Annotated in this window: 19 protein-coding genes; 9 read left to right on the top strand and 10 right to left on the bottom strand. The window is 35.3% G+C overall.

What is annotated here, in order from left to right:
* The first annotated feature begins 114 nt into the window (after positions 1-114).
* From UABHE_RS08830 to UABHE_RS08815, 4 genes are all read left to right on the top strand, one after another.
* Positions 115-1,065: a PH domain-containing protein gene (locus UABHE_RS08830; protein ID WP_372369884.1), complete on the top strand. Its 951-nt coding sequence runs from the start codon at positions 115-117 to the stop codon at positions 1,063-1,065.
* A gap of 13 nt (positions 1,066-1,078) precedes the next feature.
* Positions 1,079-1,411, top strand: coding sequence for a hypothetical protein (locus tag UABHE_RS08825; RefSeq protein ID WP_372369883.1), 333 nt, complete (start codon positions 1,079-1,081; stop codon positions 1,409-1,411).
* 63 nt (positions 1,412-1,474) lie between these two features.
* Positions 1,475-3,898: a zinc-dependent metalloprotease gene (locus UABHE_RS08820; protein WP_372369882.1), complete on the top strand. Its 2,424-nt coding sequence runs from the start codon at positions 1,475-1,477 to the stop codon at positions 3,896-3,898.
* 161 nt (positions 3,899-4,059) lie between these two features.
* The gene (locus UABHE_RS08815) at positions 4,060-5,040 is read left to right on the top strand and encodes a hypothetical protein (protein ID WP_372369881.1); all 981 of its coding nucleotides are present in this window, start codon (positions 4,060-4,062) and stop codon (positions 5,038-5,040) included.
* A 414-nt stretch (positions 5,041-5,454) separates the two neighbouring features.
* Here the strand turns inward: UABHE_RS08815 and UABHE_RS08810 are convergent, their stop codons facing one another.
* From UABHE_RS08810 to UABHE_RS08800, 3 genes are read right to left on the bottom strand one after another with little or no spacing between them, the layout of a single operon-like run.
* Entirely contained in the window at positions 5,455-6,237 is a 783-nt protein-coding gene (locus UABHE_RS08810) for a hypothetical protein (protein ID WP_372369880.1), read from the bottom strand.
* 48 nt (positions 6,238-6,285) lie between these two features.
* Positions 6,286-6,738 (bottom strand): hypothetical protein, encoded by a 453-nt coding sequence (locus UABHE_RS08805; protein ID WP_372369879.1) that lies wholly within the window; start codon positions 6,736-6,738, stop codon positions 6,286-6,288.
* Positions 6,735-7,268: an RNA polymerase sigma factor gene (locus UABHE_RS08800; RefSeq protein ID WP_372369878.1), complete on the bottom strand. Its 534-nt coding sequence runs from the start codon at positions 7,266-7,268 to the stop codon at positions 6,735-6,737. Before UABHE_RS08800 ends, UABHE_RS08805 begins: the two co-directional genes overlap by 4 nt.
* Before the next feature lie 202 nt (positions 7,269-7,470).
* Here UABHE_RS08800 and UABHE_RS08795 point away from each other — a divergent pair, with 202 nt between their 5' ends.
* The 4 genes from UABHE_RS08795 to UABHE_RS08780 all read left to right on the top strand — a co-directional run bounded on the left by UABHE_RS08795 (position 7,471) and on the right by UABHE_RS08780 (position 13,108).
* On the top strand, positions 7,471-11,010 hold the full coding sequence (locus UABHE_RS08795; RefSeq protein WP_372369877.1) for a protein kinase: 3,540 nt from the start codon (positions 7,471-7,473) through the stop codon (positions 11,008-11,010).
* 92 nt (positions 11,011-11,102) lie between these two features.
* Entirely contained in the window at positions 11,103-11,210 is a 108-nt protein-coding gene (locus UABHE_RS08790; protein WP_372369876.1) for a 30S ribosomal protein THX, read from the top strand.
* 10 nt (positions 11,211-11,220) lie between these two features.
* Entirely contained in the window at positions 11,221-11,919 is a 699-nt protein-coding gene (locus UABHE_RS08785) for a tetratricopeptide repeat protein (protein WP_372369875.1), read from the top strand.
* 136 nt (positions 11,920-12,055) lie between these two features.
* Positions 12,056-13,108: a hypothetical protein gene (locus UABHE_RS08780; protein ID WP_372369874.1), complete on the top strand. Its 1,053-nt coding sequence runs from the start codon at positions 12,056-12,058 to the stop codon at positions 13,106-13,108.
* 109 nt (positions 13,109-13,217) lie between these two features.
* Here UABHE_RS08780 and UABHE_RS08775 read toward each other — a convergent pair whose 3' ends face one another.
* The 3 genes from UABHE_RS08775 to UABHE_RS08765 form a co-directional block, all read right to left on the bottom strand.
* On the bottom strand, positions 13,218-14,657 hold the full coding sequence (locus UABHE_RS08775) for a DUF2330 domain-containing protein (protein ID WP_372369873.1): 1,440 nt from the start codon (positions 14,655-14,657) through the stop codon (positions 13,218-13,220).
* A 17-nt stretch (positions 14,658-14,674) separates the two neighbouring features.
* On the bottom strand, positions 14,675-17,080 hold the full coding sequence (locus tag UABHE_RS08770) for a DUF2330 domain-containing protein (RefSeq protein ID WP_372369872.1): 2,406 nt from the start codon (positions 17,078-17,080) through the stop codon (positions 14,675-14,677).
* Between the two features lie 160 nt (positions 17,081-17,240).
* Entirely contained in the window at positions 17,241-17,801 is a 561-nt protein-coding gene (locus UABHE_RS08765; protein WP_372369871.1) for a hypothetical protein, read from the bottom strand.
* A gap of 194 nt (positions 17,802-17,995) precedes the next feature.
* Here UABHE_RS08765 and UABHE_RS08760 point away from each other — a divergent pair, with 194 nt between their 5' ends.
* On the top strand, positions 17,996-19,429 hold the full coding sequence (locus UABHE_RS08760) for a DUF4932 domain-containing protein (protein WP_372369870.1): 1,434 nt from the start codon (positions 17,996-17,998) through the stop codon (positions 19,427-19,429).
* Between the two features lie 253 nt (positions 19,430-19,682).
* Here UABHE_RS08760 and UABHE_RS08755 read toward each other — a convergent pair whose 3' ends face one another.
* The 4 genes from UABHE_RS08755 to UABHE_RS08740 are packed head-to-tail and all read right to left on the bottom strand — an operon-like array spanning position 19,683 to position 23,115.
* Complete coding sequence (locus UABHE_RS08755) at positions 19,683-20,708, bottom strand: TauD/TfdA family dioxygenase (protein ID WP_372369869.1); 1,026 nt, start codon at positions 20,706-20,708, stop codon at positions 19,683-19,685.
* Positions 20,709-20,721: 13 nt separating this feature from the next.
* On the bottom strand, positions 20,722-21,150 hold the full coding sequence (locus UABHE_RS08750) for an HAD domain-containing protein (protein WP_372369868.1): 429 nt from the start codon (positions 21,148-21,150) through the stop codon (positions 20,722-20,724).
* Positions 21,150-22,541 carry a deoxyribodipyrimidine photo-lyase gene (locus UABHE_RS08745; RefSeq protein ID WP_372369867.1) on the bottom strand — a complete coding sequence of 464 codons (1,392 nt, stop codon included), beginning with the start codon at positions 22,539-22,541 and terminating at the stop codon, positions 21,150-21,152. Before UABHE_RS08745 ends, UABHE_RS08750 begins: the two co-directional genes overlap by 1 nt.
* Positions 22,525-23,115, bottom strand: coding sequence for an HD domain-containing protein (locus UABHE_RS08740; RefSeq protein WP_372369866.1), 591 nt, complete (start codon positions 23,113-23,115; stop codon positions 22,525-22,527). Before UABHE_RS08740 ends, UABHE_RS08745 begins: the two co-directional genes overlap by 17 nt.
* Positions 23,116-23,244: the final 129 nt, after the last annotated feature.

Here is a 23,244-nt window from a genome sequence, read left to right as displayed (position 1 = left end):
AGACAGCCCTTGTATTTAGCTAGGAGTTTGTTAGAGCGTGTTGCTGCGCCCTATTACTCTTAACTACAAGGGCTATTTTCATGAACACACCCGATTACTTTATTGGAAAATACTATGTCTATTTCACTGTTAGAAAATGAAAAAATACTAAAAGTAACTTGCCCTCATCCATTGTCAATGTTAAACCTCTATTTGAATTGGTTGTACATTGTATGTATGGGAGTTGCTTTTATCGCTATGCGCGAGCATATTGAGGAATGGATTTATTATCTCCCTCTAGGAGAGAAGTTTGCAACACAGCTTTTTTTTAGTGTGTGGGCAGGCTGTTTATTATTACCATCACTCATCTTGTCATTTTATCGCATTAATTGGTCGTGGTTGGGACTAGCTTTTTTGCTTATTATTACTGGAGGCATATCAACACACTATCACCAACAAATAGCAGCGGCTATACAAGACTTTCTTCATAGTTCTTACTATTTGCATTTAATCTCTGTTTTTATATACAAATACTTTCCAGTTCCTATTTCCTCTGAGCAGCTTTTTGCTTCAAAAGAACTCGCCAATCATATATTAATGTTAGTAGGCTTTATCGGACTGTGCGCAAGTAATGCTTATCGTAAAGGACACAAATATTACCTAACTAACAGACGTATTTTGGCTCACTTTGGCTTTGTAGGAATAAAAGAGCGCGACACTATGTACAGCAAAGTTGATGATATGATTATTCAGCAAGGTGTATTAGGACGTATTTTTAAATTTGGAACAATTATTCCAATATCAGCCTCAGGTATGGGAACAGGCAGCGATCATGCTTTTGCATCAATGGGAATCGAAGGAAAGCTTCCACTAGGACCAACAATGAGCGTTTCAATTGGCGGTGGAAGAAGTGTTACCATTCCACGCGCACCAAGTTTTTACTCCCTTTATGGTGTTCCAGAGCCCGAAATTGTAAAGGCTATTATGCTCAAAGAAATGGAACAGCGCGAATACGGACATACACGGCGCCGGAAAATAGCGGAAATGGAGCAGCAACTTGCGAACATGAAAGATCAGCTTGACTAAGTGGACTGCTGATATGAAGTTTGCTACTACAATTATAACCTGGGGTTTTATATTTCTGGGTATTGGTATCTTACTAGAAATTACCAACATATCTTTTTTAGTAACAATCAGAAACATAACACTAAGTATTCACATTATTATATTTATTCTCGGAATGCTTATGATTGTTTTGACAATAGTTGCAACCAGCCTAATTCTTTATTGGGAAAATCGCGAGGAAGATGAAGATTCCAATTCACTAATGTGGATAGTATTAGGAATATTTATTCCTTTCCTAAGTGTGCTAAAATCTCAATTAGTTTCTACAGAATGGAAAGAAGATGAAGAAGAGAAATGTTTGCCTTAGAGCCAGACTTTTTTTATTTCTTCATCTTAATAACATTTCTTCATTATTTACTAGGACAATCTCATGAAAAGTATAATATTTTTACTAGTTTTGTGTTGCTGTTTATATCCCAATTTGTACGCACAAAAAGTTTCTATTTCAGATTACACCAAAAATATGGATAAACATAGTGGTTTCTTCGATTTTTACTGGGGAGAAGATAGTGGCGAGTTTCTTTTAGAAATCAAAGAATTCGACAAACAATTTCTTTACGTGAATTATTTAACTACAGGAATTGGTTCTAATGATATAGGTCTTGATCGCGGACAATTTGGCAAAAGCCGTGTTGTTGTTTTTAAAAAAATAGGTGGAAAGGTACTTTTGGTTGAGCCAAATTTAAAATATCGAGCGATCACTGATAATAAAGAAGAACGACGCTCTGTTGAAGAAGCTTTTGCACAATCAGTTTTAGCAGGCTTTTCTATTATTGCCCGCGAAAATTCTCGTGTACTTGTCGATGCGAGCAAATTTTTTCTCCGCGATGCTCACGATGTAATTGGTCAATTACAAAAATCAAAACAAGGAACATATACGCTTGATAAAAACCGAAGCGCAATGTATCTTTCGCGTTGTAAGAGTTTCTCTCGAAATACTGAAATAGAAGCATTGTTGACCTTTAGCGGTAAAAATCCTGGAGATTGGGTAAAATCAGTTACTCCAACACCAACAGCAATTACCGTAAGGCAACATCATTCTTTTGTGCAACTACCAAATAGTAAATATCAACTGCGAAAAAATGATATACGAGCAGGATTTTTCACTGTGGGTTTTGTTAACTACAGCGCAAAACCACATCAAGATATGAATAATTATCTTATTCGTCGTCATCGCCTAACAAAAAAATTTCCCAATAAAACAGTTAGCGAACCACAACAACCACTTATCTATTATGTTGACAACGGTATTCCTGAACCAATAAAATCAGCAATAATTGAAGGCGCTAGCTGGTGGAACGACGCATTTACCAGCGCAGGATATAAAAACGCTTTTATCGTAAAAACCTTGCCTGACAATGTTGATCCTCAAGATATACGTTATAATGTTATCCAGTGGGTACACCGCTCTACGCGCGGCTGGTCTTATGGACCTTCCGTTGTTGATCCGCGTACAGGAGAAATAATTAAAGCACACATAGTTCTTGGTTCTTCGCGAATTCGTCAAGATTATCTAATTGCACAAGGACTACTCTCTCCTTTTAAATCTAAAATTAACGCAGACAATAATCCAATGCTAAAACTTTCTTTGGCAAGACTGCGTCAACTGGCTGCTCACGAAGTAGGTCATACTCTCGGTTTACGCCACAATTTTGCAGCAAGTACCAATAATCGCGCTTCTGTTATGGACTATCCTCATCCTAAAATCAAAATAACTGATGAAGGAATCTTTGATCTTAGTGAAGCTTACGCGGTAGGAGTAGGAGACTGGGATAAAACCGCTATTGCTTACGGCTATTCTGATTTTGTAAAAGAAGAACAAAAACAACTACAAAACATCCTACAAATAGCGCGCGAAAAAGGGCTAACGTTCATTTCTGATAAGGACTCTAATTCTCCTGGTAGTGCCCATCCGTATGCCCACTTATGGGACAATGGCAAATATGCAATAACAGAACTTGAGCACGTATTAAGAGTTCGTCGCCTAGCACTGAAAAAATTTGGTGTGAATAGTATTCCTCAAGGCACTCCCTTTGCTAAATTAGAAGACATTCTCGTGCCAATCTACTTTTTTCATCGTTACCAAACACAGGCAACAGCCAAACTAGTTGCTGGACTAAATTACACCTACACCGTACGTGAAGACAAACAAATAATTACCGAATTTATAGACAGCGAAAAGCAAAAAGAAGCAATAGATACTATTCTAGAAACTATAAATGTAGATGCTCTAACAATTCCAAAAAGAATTGTCAAACTAATCCCTCCGCGCCCTGCAGGACTGCCAAGTACAAAAGAATTATTTCCTGGACGTACAGGAGTAACTTTTGACCCTATTGCTCCCGCTGAAGCAGCTACTGAGTTTACATTACAATTATTATTAAACCCGCAACGAATATCGCGCCTAGTTGAATTTAACTCCCGCGATTCTTCGCTCCCATCTCTAGGGTATTTAATCGATCGTATTTTAAGAAAAACATGGTACGCTGAATTTCCAAAAGATAGCTACAAAGCCGCAGTGCAAGAATCCATAAACGACGCCACATTAACAGCGTTAATCAATCTGGCAGTAAACCGCGATATGCCTCCGCAAGTACTGGCGATTACTCAAGGCAAATTGCAAGATCTTTTGGCGTACTTAGAAGAGGAATCAATCAATATAGATATACCAATGTCAACGATTTTTTTTGCTATTAACCGCATAAGATATAAGGATAGTAGACCAACGGGGAAATTAACAATACCACCAGGTTCTCCTATTGGTTGTTGCGAAAACAATGTATTTTTTAAATAGAGATGTTATCGATTAGGACAACCCAGAACTAAGCTGATCATTTCGATTTAAATTGTAGGTAGAATATTTATTACTCTGAAAAAAACTTGCAACTATGAAATAACAATTAGATAATAGTAAACGGTGGGTTGTGGTGATCCACAATTAATTAAGGAGTGTTTATGATCAGAGTTTATTTTATTATTAGCTTCATATTGTCTTTTGTTATAAGTGATCCTCTTCCACAAGTTCATTTTAGTGTTAAAGATTTTCCTGAAATAGCTACGTGGCAAGAGCACCTAGGAGAGACGAGCTACATTACTTATGAACACAATAGTAACGAAGAAAATGAAATATACAGTTACAGTGCTCGCGTTTCTCAAAAAACGTTTCCTGGGATTTACAACGACGATCGCACGAGTTTTAGCGGGAAATTTTCTTCTTTTTGCAGCACCAGCAATATTCGCTTTTTAGAAGCGCTTTTGGCAAAAGGATACCATTTACAGGCGTATGTCCACGAAAGTAATAAAGGTGCGGAGTATACAATAATTGGCTACAATCGTTCCAAAAAAATATTTTTTGTTAAAGGAATTGATGGCCAAGAACAGAAGATGGGTTACGACAATTTTGATATTCAGTACGCAAGTGTGGTATGTGAGAATCCTGAGCAAAATTGGCAAGTCATTAGCGTTGATGATAATGCAAAGATCTTAGAAAGTTCTACAGTAAAAGCTACTTCCATTGCAAATGCTTTAAAACAAAGCGGTATTATGTCTGGACGTATTTTCTTGCAAAATGTATCACAATCTTCACCTATTAAAATAAATGGCTGGAGTGGAGAAACACAGTTTGACCAAATGATTCAATTTACAGGAGGTCACTACAACACTTTAGGTGAACGAGTTGTAACGATTTATATTAGTCAACAAAGTGCAACAGGCTGTCATATGACTCGCTACACAGTAGGTGGTAAGGGAGACGGTTACAGTGATAACGTTGTATCGGGAGATGTTTACTGCTTTTCACGCAATCCTGCGATGATTAATAAAGCAGGAGGGTTGGTTCAATTTGTTTTGCGTTGTAAAGTAAAGAAAAACGCTGCTCAACCGTGGTGGGTAAAAGCGCAAATTTTTTATCGTCTTTATACTCCTGACGGAAAATAGGGAGTATCATCAATTAGATATTAATAACTATTGTAGTAGGGCGTGTCATCATTCAATACAGATAAAAATATAACGGATTCATTTAATGATACGCCAGTAGTATTGAGCCCGCGCCCGAAAAATTTTTGAGAGCGACAGAAAGTGATTTATTGGTTCAATACTAGTTTTTTGCGATGGAAAAAGAAACTTTGCTTCTTTGATAAATTGTTAGTGAAAGTTTCGGAAACGGGCTCGCAAACGGGCTCGGGCTCGAAAAAACACACAATATTTTGAATGATGACACGCCCTAGTAACCGAATATTTTAAGTTTTCTTAAAAAAGAAATCACAGCTGTTCGGTTATTGATGGCAGGTCCTAATATAAAACACTGCTTATTTTTTAATGTAAACAGTGTTTTATTTCTAGCAATAAATTTTACCAATCAAACTCTGTTTTACCTACCAAATCATCAAAGCGATGAATGATAATTTGCTTTTTGTTCATTACTTTTTTATGAAGTCTTTCCTTTACTTCTTTCAATTCTTCTGCCAACGCTTGCATTTCGCGTTTATTCATTTCAATTCTTGCATCGAAAATTACATTGAGAACTTCTAATAGTTGTTTCTTCGTTTCGTTATTTTGGTTTTCTCTATACTTTGCAGCAAGCAATTCACTTTTTATTGTGTAACGTTGGTGTTTCACCGCAAGATGAAACATCTCAATATTTTCTTCCTTAAGTTCACTTAGCTCACGCATATCGTCGTGTAAACCTTCGATAGTTTCAGCGTACTCTTCATGATCTTCTCTTTTTAACCTATTCAAAACTTCATTCATTTCTGGAATGTATTTGTTGATAAATTCTTTTAACTCTTTATGCCTATTTTGATTTATAAAACTACGGATTTTTTCTATTTTTTCGCGAATTTCATCTTTTTCTTCTTCTTCATTTTCCTCTTCTAAACGATCTCCAAGATTTTCAACTACATCTTGTAGTTTTTCGCGAAATGCTTCGTGTAGCATTTCTTGTAACTCGTGTTGAAGATGTTTTGCTTTCTCGCGTATTTCGTGATGCCAATGTTCGTCTACATCATCGGTATCTTCGATATGTTCTATTAATTCGCGGATTTCTTCACTAAATTCTTCAATATGATCTTCGTCATCGCAAAGTACAAAACAAAGAGAGAAGAATAGTGTAGACAGAATAAAATACTTAAACATAATAATCTCCTTGAGGAAATAATTGATCTGTATCTAAAAACCTAGTTACTACCAAATTTTACTTGTTTTTAGTTTAGCGATCTTATTTTTTATTTTAGTTAATGATTTATTATGAAAATGTTTAGAAAATTTGCGTTGTGAAAGGTTCTTTATTTTGTGGCGAAGTTCAGAGATATCTTTATCAATGTTATCACTGTATTTTACAGCGCTTTGTTGCGAATAATTAAATGGTAATATAGCAATAAAACTGCATAAAATAATGACCGCTGCTACGAATAATTGCTTGTTACTTTTGTTATATGGAGATGAAAATCGCTGTTTGAACTTAATTTTGGTTATCTCTGAATTTTGTACTTTTTCAAAATCCATAGCCTTTGACATTTTTTGCAAAAAAGCAAGTTGGTTTTGGCAAAATGAGCAACTCTGTAAATGTTTGGAAAATTTTTCCGGTGTTTTTAATTCACCATAAAAATATAGATATATTTGCTGGCATTCGTTCATACAATTCCTTCTAGTTTTTTACGTAGCTTTTCTACTGCGTAATGCATACGTCCTAAAGCTGTGTTTATGGAGATATCCAATATTTGAGAAATCTCTTTGAATGTCAATCCCGCTTCTTCGCGCATTAAAAAAACCTCGCGTTGATCAAGAGGTAGTTCCTGCACAGATCTCAGAACGTGATTGTGAATCTCGCGTTTCGCAGCTTCTTGGCACGGATTTTTGCTACTTAATTTCGGCAACGACAAATTTTGGAGTCTTTGTTGGGTACGTTTTTTTTTGCGTAGATAGTCCTTTGCCGCATTACTTGCAATTTTATAAATCCAAGCTGAAAAAATTTCACGGTCTTCATAACGATGAATATTTTTTATTACACGCAAAAACGTTTCTTGTACAAGATCTTCTGTATCATGGAAATTTCCAATATATTTCCATAGAAATTGGAAAATTCTCTCATGATACATATCTATAAGAACATCAATAGCACTATGTTTTTGTTGTTGTAAATCATAAATAATTTTTTGTTCACTCATTTTTCACTCGTATATATTTTATTGATTTGCAGTATAAAACGTTACAAATGCATTTTTATTGTGTAAAAAATTTTCTTTTAGCCATTTTTTTCAACAACTTTAACTATCTGATTTTTTAAACTAGTACACTTAAAATATTTTATGTAAGATAACTTTAACAAAATAAAATATTATTTTAGGTTATTAAATAAAGGCTGATAGGATGCTTGAAAAAGATAAGTTTTTTGCAAAAGCAGTGCTAGAAAAAGGGTTTATAACGCGCGAAATTCTAAATCAGTGTTTCGCATATTTACAAAATAATCCTCAGCAAATGACCGTCCAAGATTATTTACACAAACAAGGTTTTATAACTCTTGCACAAATAACTATTATTTTAAAAGAGTTACAATCTTCCCAATTCGGTTTAAGCACAGATCGCTATCAAGTACTCGAAAAAATCGGCCAAGGCGGAATGGGTTCTGTTTACAAAGTGCAGGATATGAAGCTGCAGCGTATAGTCGCTTTAAAAACAATCTCTTTAAACAACGATCAAAATGGCGAACAGCGTTTTTTACGAGAAGCAAGAGTTATGGCTTCGCTAAAACATCCTAATATTTTAAACATCATTGATTTGGGAGTTCACGAAAATGGTTGTCCATATTTCACTATGGATTATATTGAAGGGCAAACGTTAGCAGAGAAACGTTTTTCTTTCCGAAGAGCAGTGTCAGTGATTATTGAAGTTTGCAAAGCGATGCAGTATGCTCATGACAAAGGTATTGTCCATCGCGATTTAAAACCTTCGAATATCATGATTCTTAATAATACACCTATTGTAATGGATTTTGGGCTCGCAAAAATAAATTACGATGATAAGAAACTTTCAAAAACAGGCGCCATTATTGGTACAGTTCAGTATATGCCGCCAGAGCAAGCTCTTGGTCGCAATGCTGATATTGATCATTGTAGTGATGTTTACTCAATTGGCGCAGTACTCTTTTATTTATTGGCGGGTAAAGCGCCATTTGCAGGAGGCTCCTCAATAAGTGTTATATTTCAATTAACTCAGGAGCAAATCAAATTTCCGCCATCAAAACGCATTCCTCAACAACTACAAAACATTTGTCTAAAGGCCATGGCAAAGGATAAAAAAGATCGTTATCAAAGCGCTACGGAATTTGCGCAAGATTTAGAAAATTTTTTAGAAGGCAAAAATGTTCTGGCGCATAAGCAAAGACGTATAACACAATTAAAAAGAAGTGTTGTAATGTTGTTTATTCTTTGTAATGTTTTACTTGGAGGGTGGTTTCTTTATACTAAATTTGTTGCGCCGCAAAGTATTTCGCAGTTACGCACCTTTGTCAAAGTTTTAAAACCTCAAAAATTTGGTCACCAGATTATTGAAGTTGACAAACCATCTTTTCATATTGATTTGGAAATAAAGCGGAAAACCTCTGTAAGCTTGTGGGTTAACAATAAAGAAACTGTATCTATATCGCCAAGAGAGTCATTACAAATAATCAAAGAACGAGTTTTATTAGCGTATGGTACAAATGATATCGTAATAAAATTGTGGTATGATAAAAAATGGACTACGATCTATAAGGCGGTAGCTATTTACTCGAAAAAATCACCGAGTGTTATAGGACGCAACAATATCTACAAAGCCCAAAAATCTAATAAACTGATAGATGATAGGGAAGAAGGGAATATTTGTTCCCCTGTGGGCATATTTAATAAAACTTTGTACACTTGTTACCGTCGTAAAAATAAAGACTATGAGCTCGTTACCTTTAAAAAATCGAAATCTAGTTGGTTACTGAATCTTGATTCTCAGATGTGTTCTACTCCTTTTGTTGTTGATAATCTTTTGTATTTCGGTACAAAAGCAGGGTCTTTCTATTGTTTGAATGTAGAGAATGACAATATTATTGTTAATTGGAAGGTAAAATTGTCTAAAGAATCGTTGGTAGATGCCCCTATTTTTTCTAACGGCCTTATATATGTTAGTGATGGTCTAAAGTGCTATGCATTTGCGATGAGCACAGGAGAGAAAAAATGGGAAGTATCAGGACAACAGTTAACATCACCTACTATTTTTGGCGAAAAACTATACATTGGTGATAGTCAAAAAATGTATGCGTTGAACAAAGAGAATGGCAATATTCTTTGGCAAATATCTGCTAAAGTGCATTCAACTCCAAATGTTACAAACAAAAGAATTTTTTATCATTCTTCCACACAAGCCCATGCTCTCGATTTACAAGGAAAAACATTATGGACTTCTTCCCTTAAAAAAACGATTAGAGAAAGAAAGTTTTACGGATCGGCTTTAGTATATAAAGGCTTAGTTTATTGGTCTGTTATCGCTAAAGCGAGAGGAGGAAATATTCATTCAGAAATCTACGCATTTGACAATCAAAAGGGCAATATTAAATGGCAAACAATATTAGAAGTTCCCGTACAATCTTCTCTTATTCTAGTAGAAATAGAAAACCAAAACCTAATATTTGCTCCTGCGAGGAATGGTTTTCTCTACGCTATTGATAGTATTGGCGGTGAAAAAATTCTACAGTATAGATTATATTATGGAAAGAAAAAAATAACAACTTTGTACACACCAGTGATTTGTGATGAAAAAATCTACATTCCATCTAATTTAAATATGCAAATAAAGTCATTATCACACTTTCTGCAAAAACACCAAGTTACGGAAATTGAAGAAAATTCAATTGAAGCTGAGCATTTTTCCATGGCTAAAAGGTTCATAAAAGATATGAATCACTGGGGAGGTTGGAGCAATGGTAAACAGTGCTTGTGGAAAAACAGCGTGAATCGTAAAAGCAGAGAATTTAAATTTTTTGTGCAAGAAACCGGACGATATCAAATCAAGCTACACTTAACATTAAATATGCATTATGGCAAATTCAATGTTATTATAAATGGAAGTCGTGCTCCAGAATTTGATCTATACCGTGAAAAAAAAGGTTTTTCGATAGCTATAAAAGATATTGGAGAATACCAGCTTAGAAAAGGAAAAAATTCCTTTTTTGTTTCTTGTGTAGGTCGTAATGATAAGGCGAAGAGTTATCGTTTTGGCCTTGACAAAATAATCGTGACGCCGATCAAACAAAAAAAAATAACATATCCTCCGGTTCTGTATCTTCCATTTAATAAAGACTTCAACGACCACTCTAATTCTAATAATAAAATTACTAATAAAAATGTTATTTTAGCTACAGGTAAAAAAGGTAAGTGCGCTCAATTTGATGGCAAAAGTCATTTATCTATTCCAGATAATCCAAGAATAAATTTTCGACAAAAGTTTACATTTTCGTCATGGTTTTATCATAAAAAAATAACTCACCCTTTACCTGTCTTGAGTAAACTTTCGATTAACAGGAATCCATCTTACGAACTAATATTTGACAACCAAATTCCGGATCTTACGTTATGTTTTCCCACACCGTATTCAATAGTACCCACGCAATTTGTTTTACCTCAAAAAGAGTGGTATATGTTTACCGTTACATACAATGGAGGCAAGGCAAAGTTCTATTTAAATGGCAAATGGAAAAACAGCATTCTTTTTCGTAGTACATTACCCGCGTCGTATGACGATTTGTTTATTGGAGGTTCTTCCAATTCAACAGAAAAATTTATAGGAAAAATGGACGAATTGTACATATTTGATCGCGTTCTTAATTCTGAAGAAGTGAAAAATTTGTATCTTTATAACAAAGTAGTTGTAAAAAATAATTGACAAAAGAGCTTCGTTGGCATATCTTATTAAATTCTTATGCGTACAAACACAATGTTGTTTGGATTTAATTTTATATTTTTAGGGAATAAACTATGGGTCGTGGTGATAGAAGAACACGTCGCGGTAAAGTTGCTGCAGGCAGTTTTGGAAAATTTCGTTTAAAAAACAAAAATAAACCGAAAAAAAAGCAAGAAAAGTAAAGAATAACTAATGCTGATAGAACAACTATACACTGAAGCGCAAAGTATTGAAAATCCACAAGAAGCATTGCAGAAGTTCCAAAAACTTCTCGAAGTGGTAGAAGCGCAACTTGGTCCTTTTGATATGGGAGTTTGCGAAGTTTTAACTCATATTAGCGGAAAACAATTTGACACAGAGGACTACCAAAATTGTATTGAATCAGCAAAAAAAGCGTTAAACATCCTCGTTTTTGAAAACGTCGAGGATAATGTTTTGCGCGCACAGCTTTACAATAATATTGGGATGAGTTACTGGGCTTTAAAAAACAATGAAAAAGCCCAGGAACATTTCGAATATCTTTGGCGGCTTTTACAAAAACAAGAAGATAAAGATTTATTAAAATATGGTGTTGAAGACTATAAGAATTTTTGTTACCAAACACAACAATATGAAAAATTAGTCGAAATCGCCAACCACTTCAAAGTACAAGCAATTGTATACACACATCTAAACGACAACAAACCTGTTATTTTCAATAAACTCATTTTTTGTTGCTCTGATCCAAAATATGCGCAAGACAATGCAAAATATTCTTTAGGAAAAGTAATTTATTTTCAATTAATTCCAATTGCTATAGACAATAATGTCTCTCTCTCATTTGATAAAAATGACCCTGAAAGAGAAGCAGTAGAGGAATTTGCGAAAAGTTTATTTTCTTTTGAAGTTTAGCTTAAATTGCAAACAGATTGCGCTTGTGAATTTTTAAATTGATGACAACCTCCCATAACACTATACATCAGTTCTTTTTTTTGCTAACATATTTAAATATCATACAAAATTACTCTGATATTTAACGGAGGTCAGAATGAAATATTTATATTTATGCTTTTTTTCATTGGTGTTTTTATCTGCCGAAACGTTACTGCCTATTCAAGTACGTTGCCAAGTAATGCCAAGTAAAGAAAAAGTTACTTCTATTCTTGAGAAATTTGAATCTCACATAGAAAAAGAAAATACAAACATTCCTTATTTTGTTTTTAATAAAACTAGTAAGAATGTCGAAAATTCCTTTCCTGTCTATCGCAACATAGATGCAGAGAAAATAGAGGAGAGTGCATATAGTTTATATGCATTAGATAATGAACGTTTTATTGAAGCGCTTTTGGTTAATGGCTATCATATTCAAATATACATTAATCTTCCAGGCGTAGAACAAAAAATTCTAAACTGCACGATGGTCACATTGGTAGGTTATGATCGCGATCAGCAGATTTTTAGCGCTGTCAACTCTTCAAAGAAAAACATCGACTTAAGTTATTCTATTGTTACTGAAAATGGCGTTTTTGCAGAGTTGGGAAATGAGCCGATTGCACGAAAATGGGAGATAGAACTTGTTGGCAGTGATTTAGAAACACGCGCGCAAGTCTTTTCTCAAAAAGATAAACCAGTTTCACTTAGTACAGCTTTAAAAACAGTGGCAACTTCCCAAAAAATTACCGAACGCGGTGGATCGTTCTGTATTATTTCTCTTGCGGCAGATACAGCACGTAGGCCAAAATTTGTCAACATCAACTTTGAATGTTACATGTATAAATACAAACGAGGAAAAACAGATAAACTTGGTTACGTTATTCGATTTCCTGGCCGTACGCAAGTCAAATACGATTATATTCAACCGCTACGTATTATTATAAGTCGTACTATGTGCAGTGGTTATATCGGAAACCAATACGATCGTTGTAATGGCTTCTCTTCGACACTTATACCGCACGTAGGATTGGCCACGCAGTATAATCCTGATGCAAAAATTCTTTCGACGAATGTGATCTCATTTTATCGGTGTAATGTGCGCAATTTTTCTTTCGAGACTTCAAAATTTCCGGCAATTGTACGCGGAAAAGTGGAATGCGCAAACTAACGGCATTATAAAATTATACTCTTGTTAAAATCGCGTAAAAATTCACGCTCATTGGTTTATATCAATGATAATGTTTACCAATATGAGCGTGAACTTATCTACCAATAACTCAACATCTTATTGATTTAGTTTTGTAAGAATATATGGTTAATAAGAATAGCGAAATTACCAATAACCACCAAGACCCGACAATACCAGAACTTTTTGTTGGACGTTCTGCTCCATAATATAAAGTTCCTTCATTTCCCCAAATAATAGAATTTGCGCTGTGAGACCTAGCGTTATAATGCTTGTCATTATTGAGATTACTCTTCATTGCATATGCCGAAAATGTTAAGTTTTCATTAGCAAGTATCTCGCGAGGGAAATCACCATCAACAACTGTCATTGTCATAGACTTCAGATCACTTAAACCACGATCAATAACAGACAAACGTTCTTTTTCTATTTCGGCAATGTTAAGCGCATCTATTTCTTCTCCACGCAAATCCAAGGCTTCGCCAACACGGAGAAGCATTTTTTCTGTTTCTTCATGTTCATGAGACAATTTTCTTATTTTGGCAGCTAGGAGATCAGAAGCAAACAATTCACTCGCCATACCATTATGAGGCTTAGGATCACGTTGAGCCACTAGACTATCCCACTCTCCTTGGCTTATTTCATGAGGTTGTCCACCAATCACTCTTAACGGCAACAATTGTGTAACATTTTTATATAATTGTTCTCCTGGTATTTGACGTACAACGTGTTTACTCGGTATTGAGTCAATGCGACAAGATTTTTCAGTGAGTATATAGACTATGTTTCGCAAACTTCCTTCATTAAAAGTAGACAAACGCATTGGTACAATGGGTTTATCTACAAAGAAACGAAATCCCATCCCTTGAACATTTCCGTTGAAATTAGCTCCTTGAGGAAGTTTAGAGTCTACATCGCGCATACCTGGCCGCGGTGCAACACCTTTTTTTTGTCCAACGCGCGTTTTCACTGCCACAAAACACCAGCGCATCTTGATATAATCGTTACACGCTTTGTCCATACCTTTTGGATATTGGTAGCCATGAGTTTCCATCCAGCGGTTGAGTGCACGTGCACTACCTGCTGCAAGTACGGCAACTTCATACATTCCAACAGCCTCCTCTTTAAGAACCTTTACTGTATCGTATTTTAAAGGTATCTCAGTGGCACCACTAAATGAGTCATCAGCACTTGATTCGTACAACATCTCCTCTTCATAATCATAGAGTTCATGTACTACTTCTGGTGGATCAATAGCGGCAGCAATTTGCGTAAAAATATTATCGGGAACTTTGCGTAAAGCAGGGGGTTTGGGAAAAGGGATAAGCATACCAAATTCGTCTACTTTTCCTGAAAAACCTGGGCGAATGACAATGGTTTCCACTCCATCCTTGTAAAAAACATAGGTTTTTTGTAAGCCAATGCGAGTTATAGCCTTGCCTTCACCGCTATATATAGGTGGAACCATACCACATGGATCGCTCCACAGTAATGAAAAACTAAAAACTATTAATAAAAGTAATTGTTTCATCTAAAGACTCCTTATCTCTATTTATTAGGTACTTGAGCCAGTATTTGTAGATAACGTTGTTGTTGATGAACACCTTGTTCTTTTAACATACGCAATAATTCTTTTTTGCCTACGGTCTTTCCCCAAATAAGCAACCATTTATCTGTCCCTATCTCTGACCACCCAGGGCTTTGATATCCTCCTGCTCTTGCTAATTGTAAACTACGAATGTTATTGTGTATTTGACGTTGTTCTTGCTTTTTTTCCATTCTTTCGCACCATAGATGCCATGAAATTAAATTTCCGACAAGTGTTTGCGCTGATTCGTGATCCCAACGTAAACCAGGAACAAAAAGTGGCCCATTTGCCCAAGGTACTTGCGTTGCGTCTTTTGAAAAACTATATACCTTTGCAACTTTGTAAGGAACTTTATTGTCACTTTGTGCCATACTTCCAATATATCCAGTTGCTAAGCGACGTACTTGTTGATCTTTTGCGGTGGCCATAACTTGCGCTAGATTTTCTGCTCCCAAACCGACAATCGTAGAATGAAGTACGCTTCTTAGATTGGGAATACGAGAAACAATACTAAGTAGACTTTCTGCGGAAATTTTATTTTCACGTTCTAATAGTATTGTAATTCTTTGAGAGATTGGTCGATTAATTGCTGGGAATTGACTCATTAGTGATGCTATATTTACGAGCTCATCTAGCGATTGGGTCATTTGTATGCGGCCAGCAAGAGCCCAAGTGCGTACTAACATCGGCTGGCTTGTATTTTGGTGTATATTTTGAAAATGTGCATCAATTGTGCCGCCACCTATACGCGATAAACCGACAATAGCCCAACCACGTCGTGCAATATTACTACCTTCGACAGCTTCTCCAAGTAAATGCGGAACAGCTTTTTGCCCTAGATTCACTAGTTTGTTTAATGCAGAGGTAGAATGTTGCGGGCTATCTAATTTTTGAACTAGTTCATAAACACGATCGTTACTCTCTGCGTATATTTGCGTAGGAATAATACTAATATAAACAAATAGCAAACATAGTGCTGCTCGCGGTAGTTTTTTGTAGAGTACAAACAAAAGTAAACCTCCTAATAAAGTCCATATATGGAATATACTCGATTTTTTTATAGTGTTTTTGGTTGCTGGAATATAAAGCTGTCCGCGTTTCTTAGACTGATCGGGTTTGTTTCGGTGAGAAGGCATACTATATTCGCGAAAAGTCAAATTATGGTGGGCAATAGCTTTTTTAGGAAAATTTCCGTCAACGACAGTGAGAGTCATTGTTTTTATCTTTTGCAATGCTAATTCAACAATCTTTTTTTGCTCTTTTGAAGTAAAGTCACTGTGGAGTTTATCAATGTTTTTTCCTCGCAGTGATAGATTTTCACTGATATTGAGTAATACCTTCTCATTTTCTTCATGTTTATGCGAAAGTTTATTATTGCTCGCTGCAAGTAAGTCAGAGGCGTATAACTCTGCCGCCAAACCATTTTTAGGAACAGGATTGCGTTTATTTTTCAAAGCGGCTATCCGTTGTTGAGCGTAGTCGTTATCCGCGTCGCCTATTACTCGTAGAGGAAGAAGCTCAGTTAAGTTTTTATACAGTTCTTCTCCTGAAATTTGTCTTTTTATAAGGCGACTGTTGATAGGGAAAATTTTTAAAGGTTTGTCTGCTAAGATATAGACGATGTTGTGATAATCGTTTCCGTTGAAAGTAGAAAGACGCATGGGAACAACCATTTCTTTTGTGTAAAAGCGAAATCCCATTCCTTGTACATGACCATCAAAGCTAGAACCAGGTGTTAGTTTTGAATTTACTTTACGCATTCCAGGTCGAGGAGCAACACCTTGTTGTTCTCCTACTCTAGTTTTTACAGCGACAAAACACCACTTTAGTTTGATGTAATCATTACAAACTTTATCCATACCATTTGGGTAGCGGTATCCGTGTTCATCCATCCATTTTTTAAGAGCAGTAGCACTCCCTGCTTCAAGAACTGTCACTTCGTACATGCCTACAGCCTCTTGCTTTATTATTCTCACACTACTATTAGGTGTATTAACCGTTAAAGAGCTTCTTTCTCTCATAGAGCTTTTACGAAGTACCTTGTATTTACGTGGAGATAAATCTAAAACCACCTCCGGAGGATCTATCGAAGCCGCAATGTGCGCAAACGTATCATCGGGGACTTTTCGCAAAGAAGGAGGGCTAGGAAAAGGTATTAACATTCCAAATTCATCCACTTTTCCAGAAAAACCTGGACGAATAACAATTGTTTCTATGCCGTTCTTATAAAATACATAAGTTTTTTGCACACCAATACGCTTAATAGTTAAACCATTGCCCGCAGATATAGGAGGTACCATTCCACATGGGTCGGCATGTAATAACACCAGTGAAAGTAACAACAAAACAAGTTTAATTTTCTTCATAACACAACTCCTTTTTATTTACAAATTGGCACTTAAATTCAATTCGTCCCATGGAATTCGTTTTTCCGTTACTAAGCCATATTGTGTCGACATTATGCCATGAGTTTTTACTTTCAAGAACCATGAACCATGGTCCTGCCACAAAGTGGAAGCCGTTAAGTCAGAAACGACTCCATAAATGATAAAGACCAACACGCTTTATGGTACCGCTAATTTCAAGTGACTGGATTTCTTGTGTTTTGTGAACATGCTGGTGATATTTATCACCTATTTTTACAACAGTAGGTTCCAATTCGATGCGCACAATTCCTTTTTCGTCAACAACGCGCAACTGAATTTCGACATGCGTTTTTTGCAATTCACGCTGTAAAAACTGTAAGTGTTCTTTGTCAAGAACGGATGTTTCAGGTAGCCAATTTTGGGTTACTTCGCCGTAGAAAAGAAGTGTCTCTAGTGCTAAACTTTTTGAAGAAAGAGGTTCGTTAGCGAATAAGTGCAAGTTGCGCAAAAAATCTTTTTTGGTAAGTGCAGGTGTCGTATCGGGAATAGCGGCACATCCTGTTACACATGTTTCTATTTGTGGTTGTGGAGAACATCCACAATCGTCCTGCGTTGTAGGGACAATTTGTTGTTTTTCTTCAGTAAAAGTGTCGTCGTTTATCGCCCACAAGTATGCAACGCTGACCATACACAAAGTACACATAGCCCATAAGGATTTCATTGAATCTCCTTTATTAAAGTGAAACGAACATTTATATTCTTAGAGAGAATGGCTAATGAAAAAGTTGCATTTTTTTTTAATATTTTTATGACTTAAATACCTCATTGTAAAAATATTGTTTTCTAAACCTATTACAAATAAGCACGTCGTGTATCATATGTAAAGTTTCTTAACCATATATTTCGGAGTTATAAATGTTTACACCAAAAAGTATTTTTTTAGTATTAACAATAATATTTATGCTAGCTAATTTTGAATTAGCTGCACAAGAAAAAACAATTTTACAACCCCCTAAAGTTGACAAACGTGTCGAATTGTTGGGTATTGTTTTTAGATTGGCTGGTAGCTCAGAATACAGTTCTAAATTGTTTCCTAAATATGTAGAAAAAATTGAAAAACATTTTTCTAAATATAAAAATCACGAACTAATTTCTTTTACTAAGAATGAATTAAGGAAAAAAGGAGTGTCTTTCGATGCCGTTATGAGTATGGCTGTAAGGATAAGTAATCCGCCACAAATTAAGTTGCTTCCATTCTCTGAAGAAACTATCGATAAGAGATGGAACAAAAGCGATATGCTAAAATTTGTTGATTTACTTAACGATTTCTATGAACAAGCAAATTGCCAAGTTTTTTTTAGTAAAAATGAAGTAATGTATAAACTTGCGTCGGAACGATACAGTCGTGTTTATAAAAAACTAGATTTAAACTGGTATTCTAGTTTTTATGGCACAGCTCCTAAAGCAAAATTTACCATTGTAAATGGGTTAGGTAACGGAAGTGGAAATTATGGACCGCATGTTAAACTTGAAAAGGAGAAAGAGATAATCTATGCAATTACCGGAGTTTGGAAGGTCGATGATTCCGGAATGCCTAAATATAAATTTGATGAATATTTTCCAACCTTACTACATGAATTCAATCACTCTTTTGTGAATCCAACTATTATTCAACATCAAGATGCGTTGGAAAAAAGTGGAAAGGTTATATTTAAACATGTTAAAAACATGATGGAACGAATAGGTTATGGAAATTGGAGAACAATGTACTTTGAAACGTTAGTACGTGCATGCGTTATAAAGTATCTAAAAGACCATAGCTTTGATGAAGATTATGTTAAAGAAAGATTAAATCATGAACTTGCCATTGGTTTTTTATGGACCGAAGAATTAATTGCAGAACTTGAAAGATATGATCAAAACAGGAAAAAATATCCTACATTAGAATCTTTCATACCTGAACTCGTGATATTCTTTAGTAAAGTATCTTCCAATTTCTCCAATATAGAGGCTAATTTTGATAAGAAGCGACCAAAGATACTCCAACTAAAACCTTTTAAAAACGGAAGTCAACTAGTAGTTCCCAATACAAAAATTTTGCAAATATATTTTAATAAAAAAATGAGAGGATCAGGTTTTAATTACGGACAAAAAGGAGAGAGTGCATTTCCAAATATTAAAAATGTAACTTACTCTGAAGATAGAATGTCTGTTAATATAGAAATGGCATTACAAGCTAATAAAGATTATCAAATGGTACTTTGGGGTGCGTTTAGAAGTGAAGAAGGATTTCCACTAAAAGATTTCGAGATACATTTCAAAACGGTGGATTTTCCAGATAATAATTAAAATGGCAAGAGGAGAAAAAACAATGCTTTTAATGACTTGTTTTTTAAGTCAACCATTGTTAATAGGTAAAGAAGGATGTAGGCTAAATTGCAGAGAAAGATAATAGACTATTTACCGCTATTATCTTTCTCTAGAGCAGAAATACTTTGGCGCGATTTACCTGATGATTTTTTGCGACTCACTTAATTGCGCATATTCGTTTTAATCGCTAGGCAGGAAAACAGCCTAAAATGATTTATCATGTTTATGTGTTTTAAGTTTGTGGTCTATAAAGATGCGGTTTCATACCACCGCGAACAGCTCCAGCATTTGTATTGCCGTAGTTAGGAGTAAAAAGAGGAGAAAGTGCTCTGCTATTGGGAACTGCTAACCAAATCCGCAGTAGATGACGCTTCTTTTCAAGGGCTTCGTGGTCTTCAAATTCTGTGCGCGAGTGAAAAGTAATAAAATTGTTAACAAATAAAATATCACCGGGTTCTTGGGTAAAACGAATATACATTCTTGGATCATGTGCTATTTTTTCGAGTATTTCGAGGGCTTCTTTCTGAAGAGGAGACAAATCAGGTACTTCGGGAATTTCGCAAGCGCGAAATATCAAAACGCGCATTATATTTGCAGCAAAATGTCCGTCGTGTTGGCTAAATATGGGAAGCTGACAAAATGGTTTACTATTACCTGCATCAACATTGTGTCTTTTGTTGTAAAAAGTGTCGTAGAGAATAGGGAGTAAGTGAGAATGTTTTTCAAGAATTTCATTGTGAATAGCTGGTGAACTAACAATTAAATTCTCTCCACCTGACTTAGCTTTTTCAACGCAAAAAAAAGAAATAACATCGCAACGATCGGTATGGAAACTCAACTTGTTTTTGGTATTTGGCCCTCGTGATTTAGGATGTCCTGTTGGAAAGCCAGCATCGCGAACACTGAAAATCTTTTCATCGTCAGCGCTTTGCGAAATAGGAGTGCCGACATATTGAGCCATTGCCCAAAAAATAGCTTTAAGTTGTTGGGTATTGTAATTTTTTCTAGGAAAACCTTTGAGTAAAGCCAAGCCTGAATCATTTTCTATGTATTTTTGGATATCTAGTAGTTTTTGAGAGGTTTGTGGCAACGGGAAATTTTGTGGCGTTATTTCACTCCAATTTTTTACATCTCCATGGCAACTAAGTGCATTGTCTATTTCTCGTAGTTCTTCCTGGTTTAATTGAAATTGCCACTCATTTGATTTTTGCAAATCATCGGCGTACCATACGTGCGGACCATTTATTTTTGAGTACATAAAGATTCCTTAATTAGCTAATTTTGTCTAACGCCATTTGGTAATGGATTTTTGAAAAACCGCGCTCCTCAAACCCATTTTCTACGTATATTATATTTTTTTTCGGTATACATTGTTCTATTTCTTTAATATTATCATCGATTACGAGATAACAATTACTATGTTTATTTTCGGTTAACCACGTTTGAATTTCAATACCTCGGTGGCTAAGGACAGGAGTTGTGGAGTCTATTTCTACATTTAAATTACGCAATTCGCGACGCAACTCGTCAAGCCTGTAAGACTCGCGCCAAGCAGAAGAAACCACTATTTTGCAATCAATTTTTGCAAATAATTTATTTAGCCAAGCTATGGCGGACGGGTCGAAGACAATTCCTTGCTCATCGTATTCACTGTTTACAGTTGTTAATACACCATCTATGTCCAAAAATATAATGAACATTATTGTTCCTTTAAACTAGAGAACATTGTTTTGGCCTTTTTAGATTCAGTAGTGTGGTCAACAATTGGTCTTGGATATGAAATTTCTATTTCCTCGTATTTTTCCTTAAACCAATTATGAATATCTTTTGCTGATGTGTCGCGAAGTTCAGGGACCCACTTTTTTATATATTCAACATCGGCATCGAATTTTTTTTGTTGGAGCCACGGATTAAAAATGCGAAAATACGGTTGAGCATCGCAGCCAGTTGACGCCGCCCATTGCCAGTTGCCATTATTTACACAAGGATCATAGTCAATAAGTTTTTGTGCAAAATATTTTTCTCCCCACCGCCAATCTATGTGTAAATGTTTTGTCAAGAAAGAAGCGACAATCATGCGTACGCGGTTATGCATATATCCAGTAGTGTTTAGCTCACGCATACCTGCATCGACAATGGGGTATCCGGTTTTACCTTTACACCATAAATGAAAGTGTTTTTTGTTGTTTAGCCACTTTAATGCTTCATATTTTTTATGAAAGCACTCCTGAAAAACATTGGGAAAATGATAAGCTATGTGCGTAAAAAAATCTCGCCAGTACAACTCTGAAATAATAGTGTGAGTTTCTCCCAAATCTTTTGCTACAGTATGATAGAATTCGCGAACCGAAATAGTGCCAAATTTATTGTGGGCAGAAAGTCCAGTTGTGCCATGAATAGATGGATAATCTCGTTGTTGTTTGTAATTAGTATATTGTTTCATTTTTTTTAGCTTCTTTAGTGCATAAGTACGACCACCAGGAACATACAAATTTTTATTGCTTGTTTGAAGTATTTGATCGTAAATAGATTTTAAAGATACACTTTTGCTTAAATTTTGCGTATTAAATTTTGCTTTTTTATAGTACTGCGGATGACTTACTTTTATAAGACGCGCTTTTTTCATAAAAGCACTAAATACTTTATAGGGTTTACCACTTAGATTAAATACGTGTTCTGGCTCAGTGAGCAGTGCATCTGGTAATTGACAAAAATCAATATCATTTTTTTTACATTTGCTTTTTATTTTTGCATCGCGTTTTCTACTAAATGGCGTATAATCACGGTTACAAAAAATAGCATCGCAGCTTTTCTCAGCTAAGTAATCGATAATATTCTCAGGTGTATCGTAAAAAAAGTATAGAGAACCTTGTTGCTTTTCTATTTGTTGTTGTAAATCTCTAAGAGATTCTAGCATAAATTGTAAAATATAGTCGCCTTTAAACGCATTGTCTTTTACTTGTTTCGGGTCAAAAATAAAGCATAGTGTGACTTGTTGCGACTCTTCAATTGCACGATTAAGAGCATTATTATCTCCTAAACGCAAATCTCTACGAAAGATAAAAGCACTTGATTTATATTTTTTCGTCATTTTGTAGCCAGCCTTTCTCGCAAGCTATAGAAATTTTTTGAGTCAAGTATTCCCATAAACGAGGAAATTTTTCTACAGAAGACATCACTTCATAAACTTGTTTTACAGATATATTGTTTTCAATCCAGGCTTTTCCTTTTGATTCTATGTGCATTAAAAAAGGATGTAATCGATCTAAGACATTTGCAAACTGAGCGTTATTGCTCTCTCCAGTTTCAAATTCGTGCCATAAATCGCGAAGTTCTTTGCCTTGGTCTTCTGGTAACATCGAAAATATACGTTTTGCGGCTTGTTCTTCGCGCTGCTTTTTATCTTTTAAGCCTTCTTTATCATGAATATATGTATCTCCCGCATCTATTTCTACGATGTCGTGAATAATGACCATTTTTATTACTTTTAGGATATTTACTTTTTCAACGTGCGGCTCTAAAATAATGGCCATTGCTGCTAAATGCCATGAGTGTTCGGCAACGTTTTCATTTCGAGAACCATCTGCAATATAATTGCGTCGAAAAATATTTTTCACTTTGTCAATTTCAATAATAAATTGTAGCTGCTTATCAATATCTGTCATAAGTTTTCATTCTTTCTACCGTAGAAATCATTGGATTATCCACTGTTTTTTCGTTACAATCCATCTGTCAAATTTCAACACAAAATGTCTGGGTGTATCAATATTTAAGGTTTTATACAACATGAGATA

Source organism: Candidatus Uabimicrobium helgolandensis (assembly GCF_041508025.1).
Classification (GTDB): domain Bacteria; phylum Planctomycetota; class Uabimicrobiia; order Uabimicrobiales; family Uabimicrobiaceae; genus Uabimicrobium; species Uabimicrobium helgolandensis.
The sequence above is the reverse complement of the archived record's forward strand: the minus strand, read 5'-3'. Positions and strand labels throughout refer to the sequence as shown.